This is a genomic window from Arthrobacter sp. FW306-1B-G06A, from assembly GCF_058781765.1.
The window spans coordinates 131,154-139,317 of the sequence record NZ_JBYSXB010000007.1; the positions used below are offsets into that span (position 1 = coordinate 131,154).

Genomic DNA, 8,164 nt, shown 5'->3' on the forward strand with positions numbered 1-8,164 from the left:
AGTCGTGGTGTGCCTTGAAGCACTTAACTCCCAGTGAAACGGTCAGCGAGTAAACATATCAACGGAATGAACAGAATTGAACACTAGAATCGGAGTGAAGTTGTCTTGGCTTCCGTCATTCGGCGGCCCCGACGTGAAGCGCCTGGCTCTGGGTGGAATCCCGGATATTGAGGCTGGGAGAGAGGCTCAGTCGCTGCAGCGCCGACACGCCCCGTCGCTGGGCTCCGATCCGGTTCAGGCACATCAGCAGCGCTTCGTGGCCGACGTCGTATTTTGGCGGTGCCACGGCGGTGAGGGGAACGGTACCCAGCGCCGCGATTTCGTCGTCGTACGCGATGATAGCCAAGTCCCCGGGGATGCGGACGCGGCGATCCTGGCAGGCGCTGGCGAACTGCAGCGCGTCCTCATCACTGTGCACGATCGCAGCAGTCACGTGCGACTCGGCGCACCAGTCGAGAATCCCTTCCACCACCAGGCGGTGCGCCTGTGGATCGTTCAGCGCACGCGAGACGGGGCGCACCATGGTGGAGTCCTGCGGGGTCCCGGCCCGCCGCATGGCGAGGTGGTAGCCCTCGATGACCTGGGAGGCAGTGGGAGTCTTCTCCCGGACGCACAAGGCAATCCTTTTGTGGCCGAGGGACAGGAGATGGTTGACCGCGATCTCCGCCCCGCGCACATGGTCGCTGCGTACGGATTCCAGGCGGCACTCTTCAGAAATGTCGTCGATGGAGCGTTCGACGACGACAACCGGCACCGCCGTCTCAGCCAGCAAGGCCAGGGTTTCAGTTCCGGCCAAGGAAACCTCACTGGGCGTAACCAGGATGCCGTCAACGCCGTGTTCGAACAGACGGCGAAGCTGGCGCCGTTCCTCGGCCCCGGAGTAGTTGGAAACCCCCAGCACCAACCGAACTCCCGCTTCCTGGGCGGCCGCCTCCGCGCCCCGGATAACCCCGGGAAAATAGTACGACGCGGACGGGACGATCATGCCGATCGTCGCCAGCGGGCGGCTCCCGCCCGGCCGCCCTGACAACAGAGGAACGCTGCCGGGACCCGATGGTCCCCTGGGGTTCATGCCGGTCCCGCGACGCCGGCCGCTTTCAATGGCGGACCCGGCGACAGGGACGGCACCACCTCGGACGCGTTGCAGGAGCCCCCGCTCCGCGAGAGCTGCCAAGTCACGACGGACCGTCATCCCGGACGTTCCCATTCTTGCCGCGAAATCCTCAACGCTGAGGGAGCCGTGAAAAGCCAACTCCTTCAGAATCTGCAGGTGCCGGTCCTCGGGGAGCATGAGAGCCTCCGATCAAGTTCGCTTGTGTTTGATTTGTTCATTATGAACTAGAGCGGACGCTGGCTCCGAAAGTCAAGGCCAGTTGGGCCCGTGATAATTGGCCGCGCAGGAGATGTGCATTGTTGTTCAAATCAGCTACCAATGCTTGACCTCAGGTTCCTCAGGGACTTCTCCTTGAATCAGCGGACATTCATCGGAGGAGAAGAATTGATAGTGAAGTGGGTGAAAGGCTCGGCGGCGGCCGCCTGGTTGGTGAGAACTTCGTGAAAGCGAAGGTTGCGTTTTCTACGCTCGGCTGCCCGGAAGCGTCCCTCCAAGAGATTCTGGACATTGCGGCCACCTATGGGGTTCAAGGGCTCGAACTCCGTTCCATGGCAGGACAAATAGTGCATGCTGGCTTATCGGGTGAAGAGCGCGGCTGGATCCGTAGGCGGATCAACGAGGCAGGGTTGCACGTCGTCTGTGTAGCCACGTACGTACGTGTGGGCGATCCCGGGCTAAGCGACGACCACGTACTCGGCGAGCTTGAGGCCCAGATGCTTCTCGCTCGTGACCTGGGAGCGGCAGGCGTCCGCGTTTTTCCGGGTGGGGCTGGCACGGACTCGGATGCACGCATCGCAAGGCGGCTCGCGGCGGCCGCCCTATCCGCCCCTGACATCCGGATATGGCTGGAAACGCACGACTCGCATCCCCGAGGAACGGACATCCGGCGGGTTATGACGCTATTGGACGAGATATGCCCCGGTCACGGCGTCCAAGTCATCTGGGACGTACTCCATCCGGCCGCTGCCGGTGAGCGCCCCGCCACGACGTTCGAAGCCATCGGCCCGTGGTTTGGCTATGCGCAACTCAAAGATGCCAACTTCGACGGACAGCTACGGCTCCTCGGTCAGGGCGACATTCCGTTGCACGAAATCCTCGTTCTCCTCGAAGACCGAACCGAGTGGCTTTCATTGGAATGGGAGCGCCCATGGCATCCCGAACTCCCCGAACTGGCCGTGGCCTTGGCCGGAATGAGGCAGTGGTTTGAAAAACTGACGGGTCCTTAAGCAGAAGGCCATTTCCTGCATTCGCTGGATGATGACCGGAACATGTCAAGCTTCTTTGGCCCCGTTGGGGCGGGGTACGAGTGGCTCCACTTGCGCCGGCTTTTGGTCTGGCCCTGCGGGAGTGGCGTCCGACCGGATTACCGGTCCGTGTCGAATGCCTGAACCGGGGCTCACGGGTCGCGGGAGAGACCTGAGACCTATTCCTCTACTTCCGCGTGGACCATCTCGGTAGGCTCACCATTATGGAGAATTCAGAGTTGAGACCTGACACCGAAGTACTCAGCGTTCATGAGTGCTGGAAGTACCTTCGTTCCTCCTCCGTCGGCAGAATTGCGCTCGTCAGAGGCGACAGCCCGGAGATCTTCCCAGTCAACTACCTGCCTGACGAGGGGACAGTGATCTTCCGGACAGGACCGGGCACCAAACTGGATGCCGTCATGGCCGGGCAAGTGATTGCATTGGAAGCCGATGGTTTCAACACCTACGGCACAATTGCGTGGAGCGTCATCGTCAAGGGACGTGCCGAAATAGTCACGGAAGCTGAAGAACTGCAGGAATCTTCCGTTATGGAACTCTCGCCCTGGGAAGCCGGCGCCAAAAATCATCTGGTCCGGATTACGCCGGCGGAAATGAGCGGTCGCAGGTTCGTGATCAGCCCGCCATCCCAGTGGTGGCCCCCACGCGATTCGTGACCGCTGGTCAGGTCGGCTGCCTCGGTCCTCGCCGACCATGGCTTCCCCGCATTGCCTTGTGCCTTGGGCTGCGTGTCCGGTGCCGAAGGGAAGATGCCGCTTCGTTCATGTCACTCGACCAACTGAAAATCCGGAAGATGGAGGACCAAAGACTCTGGGATCAATTCCCCGTGCTTCGCATTCTGGAAGGGTCAAGCCGGTTCGGGCTTGACCAGATTCCAGGACAAGGAGGTCAGGAATGTCGGACTTAATCAGGTGGTTCGATAACCGTCGCTCACCCATTGAGATGATCGAACGGCTATTCGAAGGTGATGTGGCAGCATCCGGGATCCGGGTCGAACAATTGGTTGAAGGCACCACCCTGGTGGTTCGCGCCGAACTGCCGGGGATCGATCCCGAGAAGGACGTTGAAATCACGCTTGGCGACGGGTTCCTTGAAATAAGGGCTGAAAGGCAGGAGAAGGAGGAGCAAAAGGACAAGGGCAGCTACAGAACGGAATTCCGCTACGGCTCCTTCGTCCGCAGGCTGCCAGTTCCGGACACAATCCAAAAGGACGACGTCTCCGCTTCATACAAGGACGGTGTTCTCGAAGTGAGAGCCCCGATTCCGGAAAGGGTCCAACCCTCCTCCGCTCACAAGATCCCGATTACACGGGAGTAGTACACACGGTCCAGATGATGGCCTGCCACGGGCGGGCCGTGACTTTCGGCCCTATTATCCGGAATCGCAACGGGTCACGCTAGCGGGAACGAAATCACCCCTATTGCGGGAGGAAAGTCATGGGCCGGGAAGCATCCGCTGCAAGGATAGTTGTTGGTGTTGATGGATCGGAAGCCTCCATAGAGGCACTGAGGCAGGCCCAGAGCCTTGCGGTGCCATTGGGAGCGCAAATCGAGGCCGTTGCCTACTGGGAGTTCCCTCAGGTCTATGGCGGCTATGTGGCCATGGGCATCGATGACTTCGAGGAAGGCGCCGGACAGGTCCTCAAGGAATCCTTGGAGAAAGCGTTCGGTCCGGGACTGCCGGACAACGTCGTCTCGCGCGTTGTCCGCGGTCAGGCACGGGAATCCCTCATTGAAGCTAGCCGGGAAGCTGACATGATCGTTCTCGGCAGGCGTGGCCACGGAGGATTTGGCGGGCTGCTGCTCGGATCGGTCAGTTCAGCCTGCGTTGCCCACGCCCACTGCCCGGTCCTTGTTGTCCATGCTCCGGAAAAGAAGTGAACGACACCGACGGCGGAGAGAGGAGACGCCTGATGGCGCCCTTGTGGTCTCTGAGTCGCCTTCTCGCCGATCCAGCCGCTCAAATGCCGTGACATGCAGAAGCAAAATCGGCCCCCAGGAGAAACAAATGTCCATTCCCAACATGGATCCCAGCCCCTTTGACGATGTCCGGCACGTCACGGAGGAGCTTAGCGAGGAGCGTTGCTGGGAGCTGTTGTGCTCACAGGACACAGGCCGCTTCGGCTTCAACTACAAGAACAGGGTGATGATCCTGCCCGTCAGCTACCTCGTCCATGACCGGGCGATCTACTTCCGTACGTCCGCTGCCGGGACCATCGGGGACGCCGTTCCTCGCTTGAGTTCATCGTTCGAGATTGATGAGGCGCAGCCCGAGCGAAGCGAAGGGTGGTCGGTCCTGGTCAGCGGACCTTCCTCGCATGTGCAGGAACCGGAGCTGTTGACCTATCTTTGGGGACAGGCCATGGTAGAGCCCTGGGCAGGCGGAGCAAGGAATGACTTCATCCGGATCCACGCCGCGGTGGTGACTGGCCGCCACGTACACCTAGCCTGAATCCGGGTCCTGGCGCCAGGCGTCAACGGTGCTCTCCAGAGTGCCGGGCCTGCCCGAGTCGGGTTCGACGGCTGTGCTGTCGATTCCCGTGATGGCCTCGCCCGCCATTTCCCCGGGAAGGAACCCCGCCCGCTATTTGCTCTTCTTGACCCGGCGTATGCGGGTAATGATGGTGGGGCACGCCAGCTGGGCAAGGACTGCGTGGGCGGTTGAGCCCAGCAGGAGACGCTTGATTCCGCCTCCGCCGCGGCTGCCAAGGACCAGCAGCTTCGCCGTCGATGCGGCTTCAGCGAGGGCCTGGGCCGGTGGATCGGTGGCCAGGACCCTGTGGACGACGAGGTCGGGGTACTTTTCCGCCAGGCCGGCGACTGTCTCGGCGAGGACCAGCCGTTCTTCTTCCATGAATTGCTCGACGAAGCTGCCCTCAGGCAACCCCCTTTGCAACCAGGCGCCGGGTATCGGGTAGGCGTGCATGACGGTCAGTTCCTGTCCTTCACGGTCTGCCTCCGCGGCGGCGAATGCTGCCGCCTGTGTTGATTCCTCCGAACCGTCCACTCCGACGATGACTCCGTGGCGGTTGTGCACCGTCTCTTCTCCGACGACGGCCACGGGGCAAACGGCCACGGAGGCGATCTGCAGGGCGCGGTCGGTCAGCCGGCCTCCGGGCCTGACATGGGTCCCGGAACCGATGACCACCAGGGAAGCCTTCTTGGACCTTTTGCGAAGGGCGTACCCTGGGGTGCCCGAAATCAATACCGTTCGAACGTCAACTTTCGGTTCCACCCCGGCTGCATGGGCTTTGGCCTTGATCAGAAGCTCTGTCGCGGCCTTGTTGGCCATCTCGTTGTAGGCAAAGGATTCGGCCATCCAGCGGTCATCCACCGCATGCACGAGTTGCACGGGCAGCTTCAAAGCCGCGGCCCGGTGCATTGCCCAAGTCACCGCGGCCTCGTTGGCCCCGGTGTCGTTGATGCCGACGACTATTGGCTCTTTCATGGCATGTCCGCTCTTCCTCGATGATGTCTTCGACCGTTGGGCTTCCACCTCAACTACCCCAGCTCTGCGGGTCCCATGGACTGGGAAGAGCTCGGACGCCACCGTATCTGCGGGGAGCCGAAGCGCCTCGTTGCAAGGTACGCCCCTGCGCCCATGATGGTGAATCCAATGATTCCGAGGGCCGGGGTGCGGGCCGCGACCCCGGTCAGGAGCACAAGGCATCCGACGACGGCGGCGAAGATGCCGAAGGCTGTGTGTCGGGACTTGGGATGCCCGGGCGTCGATCTCATCTTTGCCGCGAATTTCGGGTCATCGCGTTCCAGTTCCTGGGCGATCTGTTCCAGCGTCTTCTTTTCGTGCTCGGAGAGAGCCATCATCGGCCTCCTATGCCGGCGTGGGTGGAAACCATTGCTGCTAGAGCGGTTTGTCGAGCGGGACTGATTCGAGGTATTCAGGGACCCTGGCGTTCCAGCCCAGCTCCCGCTTGATGCGCCGGCGCAGGGCATCGGAGGCCTCGGGTTCGCCGTGAGTGATGTAAGTCATGTGCGGGGCTTCATCCGCGGTGTGCATCCAACGAATGATTTCGTCGGCGTCGGCATGCGCGGAGAATCCTTCAATTTGTACGACCTCGGCCTGAATGGGGACGTCCTGGCCGTAAATCCTGAGTTCCTTTGCTCCGGCCGCCAGGTCGGCGCCGCGTGTTCCTCCGGCCTGGAAGCCGCTGAGGATGATGGCGTTTTTCGGATCCGGGCCATAAGCCTCAAGGTGGTGGAGGATCCTTCCCCCGGTGAGCATGCCACTGGCGGAGATGATGACCATTGGCCCTCCCCTCAGGTTGAGAAGCTTGGAATCATCGGCGGTACGTGACATGGTGGCCAGCTTGTACATGTCTTCGAACTCGTCCACGAGGAGGCGGTGTTCGTCCGGGTGTTGCCGGTACATATAGGATGCGTCGATGGCCATGGGGCTGTTCAGATAGATCGGAATGTCCGGAATGAGGTGCTTGCGGCGGAGCCGGGAGAGGTGGAGCATGAGGGTTTCCGCGCGGCCGACGGCGAACGCGGCGATCATGACAACTCCCCCGCGTTTGGCGACGCGGGACACGACCGCGCCAAGCTCAGCGGCCGCGTCCTGATCCGGGTGGCGTCGGTTGCCGTACGTCGATTCAGTGACAAGAATGTCCGCGGCCTCCAATTCCCGGGGAGGGAACATGAGGGGATCGTCGGCACGGCCCAAGTCTCCCGTGAAGTGTATGGAATGCCCGTCGACATTTATGTGGATCTGGGCGGCGCCGAGGATGTGTCCGGCTGGGAGGAAGGTGGCCTCGATGCCATCTCCCACTTCAAGCGGAGCATCAAAATCCCGCGGCTCGAATGAGTTCAAGGACCTGACCGCATCGGCCGCGGTGTAGACCGGAAGCGCGGGAACATGCACCGAGGAACCCCGATGATCAGCGTAGCGGGCTTCCTCTTCTTGGAGGTGGCCGCTGTCCGGCAGCAGCAGTTTGCATAGTTCACTGGTCCCGTGGGTGGCGTAGACCGGCCCGGTAAAGCCATCGCGCACCAGTGCCGGAACGTATCCGGTGTGGTCCAGGTGCGCGTGGGTGAGCAGCACCGCGTCGATGGAACCAGGGGCGACGGGAAACGGGATCCTGTTTCGGTCGCGGATACGTTTGTAGCCTTGGAAAAGACCGCAATCGACCAGGATCCGCGTGTCCCGGGATTCGAGGAGATAGCGGGAACCAGTGACAGTGTCGGTCGCGCCAAAAAACCGCAGGCGGGCCGGGTGATTGCTCTTCATGCTGGTCTCCTCGAAATTTGCAGTGCCGGGCATCCGGCGGTGGCCGGATGCCCGTTCCGGAATTGCACGGCTACGGGGCCGGCATCACGTGGTGGTGACGGTATTCCTCGGTGCTGGGCTTGATTGCAAAGGCCGTGACAACCAGGGCGACCGCGCCCGGAATCCATGCACTCCAGGCGGCCCCTGTCATGGAGGTGAAGCCTCCAAGCCATGGCGCAAGGAGGAGGACGACGGCGAACACGGCTTGCGCCCACTCGGCAGCCGGCATTCCCGGCATGGCCAGGTTGGTGACCCCGGCGGCGACCAGCAGGACTCCGAGGATCACCATGAGGGCCGTGGACGATCCGCCTTGACTTGTCCACAGCACCGAGAGTGCGGCATAGGCGCCGGCGGCAATGGCCGTCCAGTCCTGCCAACGGGTCCACTTCTTCATCTAGATCGTGCTCCTTTGATCGGTTTGGGATTTCTGATGGCCGCCCCGGCCGCCCCGGCCGCCCCGGCCGCCCCGGCCGCCCCGGCCGCCCCCGCGGCGCCCGGGCCG

The 8,164-nt window shown here is 62.1% G+C and carries 10 protein-coding genes; 5 read left to right on the top strand and 5 right to left on the bottom strand.

Features of this window, described 5'->3' with window-relative positions; all coding sequences use genetic code 11:
• Positions 1 to 115: 115 nt before the first annotated feature.
• Positions 116 to 1,291: a LacI family DNA-binding transcriptional regulator gene (locus tag AC3WJM_RS05810; RefSeq protein ID WP_476909998.1), complete on the bottom strand. Its 1,176-nt coding sequence runs from the start codon at positions 1,289 to 1,291 to the stop codon at positions 116 to 118.
• 218 nt (positions 1,292 to 1,509) lie between these two features.
• Between AC3WJM_RS05810 and AC3WJM_RS05815 the strand changes: the two genes are divergently transcribed.
• The 5 genes from AC3WJM_RS05815 (at position 1,510) to AC3WJM_RS05835 (ending at position 4,827) form a co-directional block, all read left to right on the top strand.
• A complete protein-coding gene (locus AC3WJM_RS05815; RefSeq protein ID WP_492271372.1) occupies positions 1,510 to 2,340 on the top strand; it encodes a sugar phosphate isomerase/epimerase family protein in 831 nt (276 codons plus the stop codon).
• Between the two features lie 242 nt (positions 2,341 to 2,582).
• Positions 2,583 to 3,032 (top strand): pyridoxamine 5'-phosphate oxidase family protein, encoded by a 450-nt coding sequence (locus tag AC3WJM_RS05820; protein ID WP_284989201.1) that lies wholly within the window; start codon positions 2,583 to 2,585, stop codon positions 3,030 to 3,032.
• 238 nt (positions 3,033 to 3,270) lie between these two features.
• Complete coding sequence (locus tag AC3WJM_RS05825) at positions 3,271 to 3,693, top strand: Hsp20/alpha crystallin family protein (RefSeq protein WP_059388996.1); 423 nt, start codon at positions 3,271 to 3,273, stop codon at positions 3,691 to 3,693.
• Between the two features lie 119 nt (positions 3,694 to 3,812).
• The gene (locus tag AC3WJM_RS05830; RefSeq protein WP_059388997.1) at positions 3,813 to 4,256 is read left to right on the top strand and encodes a universal stress protein; all 444 of its coding nucleotides are present in this window, start codon (positions 3,813 to 3,815) and stop codon (positions 4,254 to 4,256) included.
• A gap of 127 nt (positions 4,257 to 4,383) precedes the next feature.
• Positions 4,384 to 4,827, top strand: coding sequence for a pyridoxamine 5'-phosphate oxidase family protein (locus AC3WJM_RS05835; RefSeq protein WP_059388998.1), 444 nt, complete (start codon positions 4,384 to 4,386; stop codon positions 4,825 to 4,827).
• Positions 4,828 to 4,959: 132 nt separating this feature from the next.
• Here the strand turns inward: AC3WJM_RS05835 and AC3WJM_RS05840 are convergent, their stop codons facing one another.
• From AC3WJM_RS05840 to AC3WJM_RS05855, 4 genes are all read right to left on the bottom strand, one after another.
• Positions 4,960 to 5,823, bottom strand: a complete 864-nt coding sequence (locus AC3WJM_RS05840) for a universal stress protein (protein ID WP_492271373.1) — start codon at positions 5,821 to 5,823, stop codon at positions 4,960 to 4,962.
• A gap of 53 nt (positions 5,824 to 5,876) precedes the next feature.
• Positions 5,877 to 6,197 carry a DUF3040 domain-containing protein gene (locus tag AC3WJM_RS05845; RefSeq protein ID WP_306960146.1) on the bottom strand — a complete coding sequence of 107 codons (321 nt, stop codon included), beginning with the start codon at positions 6,195 to 6,197 and terminating at the stop codon, positions 5,877 to 5,879.
• Between the two features lie 40 nt (positions 6,198 to 6,237).
• A complete protein-coding gene (locus AC3WJM_RS05850) occupies positions 6,238 to 7,623 on the bottom strand; it encodes an MBL fold metallo-hydrolase RNA specificity domain-containing protein (protein WP_306960148.1) in 1,386 nt (461 codons plus the stop codon).
• Positions 7,624 to 7,693: 70 nt separating this feature from the next.
• A complete protein-coding gene (locus tag AC3WJM_RS05855; protein ID WP_476910001.1) occupies positions 7,694 to 8,056 on the bottom strand; it encodes an SPW repeat domain-containing protein in 363 nt (120 codons plus the stop codon).
• Positions 8,057 to 8,164: the final 108 nt, after the last annotated feature.

Bases quoted from the DNA above. Each gene is read 5' to 3' on its own strand.
- AC3WJM_RS05810 (WP_476909998.1), bottom strand. From the start codon at position 1,291: ATGCTCCCCGAGGACCGGCACCTGCAGATTCTGAAGGAGTTGGCTTTT.
- AC3WJM_RS05820 (WP_284989201.1), top strand. From the start codon at position 2,583: ATGGAGAATTCAGAGTTGAGACCTGACACCGAAGTACTCAGCGTTCAT.
- AC3WJM_RS05825 (WP_059388996.1), top strand. From the start codon at position 3,271: ATGTCGGACTTAATCAGGTGGTTCGATAACCGTCGCTCACCCATTGAG.
- AC3WJM_RS05830 (WP_059388997.1), top strand. From the start codon at position 3,813: ATGGGCCGGGAAGCATCCGCTGCAAGGATAGTTGTTGGTGTTGATGGA.
- AC3WJM_RS05835 (WP_059388998.1), top strand. From the start codon at position 4,384: ATGTCCATTCCCAACATGGATCCCAGCCCCTTTGACGATGTCCGGCAC.
- AC3WJM_RS05840 (WP_492271373.1), bottom strand. From the start codon at position 5,823: ATGAAAGAGCCAATAGTCGTCGGCATCAACGACACCGGGGCCAACGAG.
- AC3WJM_RS05845 (WP_306960146.1), bottom strand. From the start codon at position 6,197: ATGGCTCTCTCCGAGCACGAAAAGAAGACGCTGGAACAGATCGCCCAG.
- AC3WJM_RS05850 (WP_306960148.1), bottom strand. From the start codon at position 7,623: ATGAAGAGCAATCACCCGGCCCGCCTGCGGTTTTTTGGCGCGACCGAC.
- AC3WJM_RS05855 (WP_476910001.1), bottom strand. From the start codon at position 8,056: ATGAAGAAGTGGACCCGTTGGCAGGACTGGACGGCCATTGCCGCCGGC.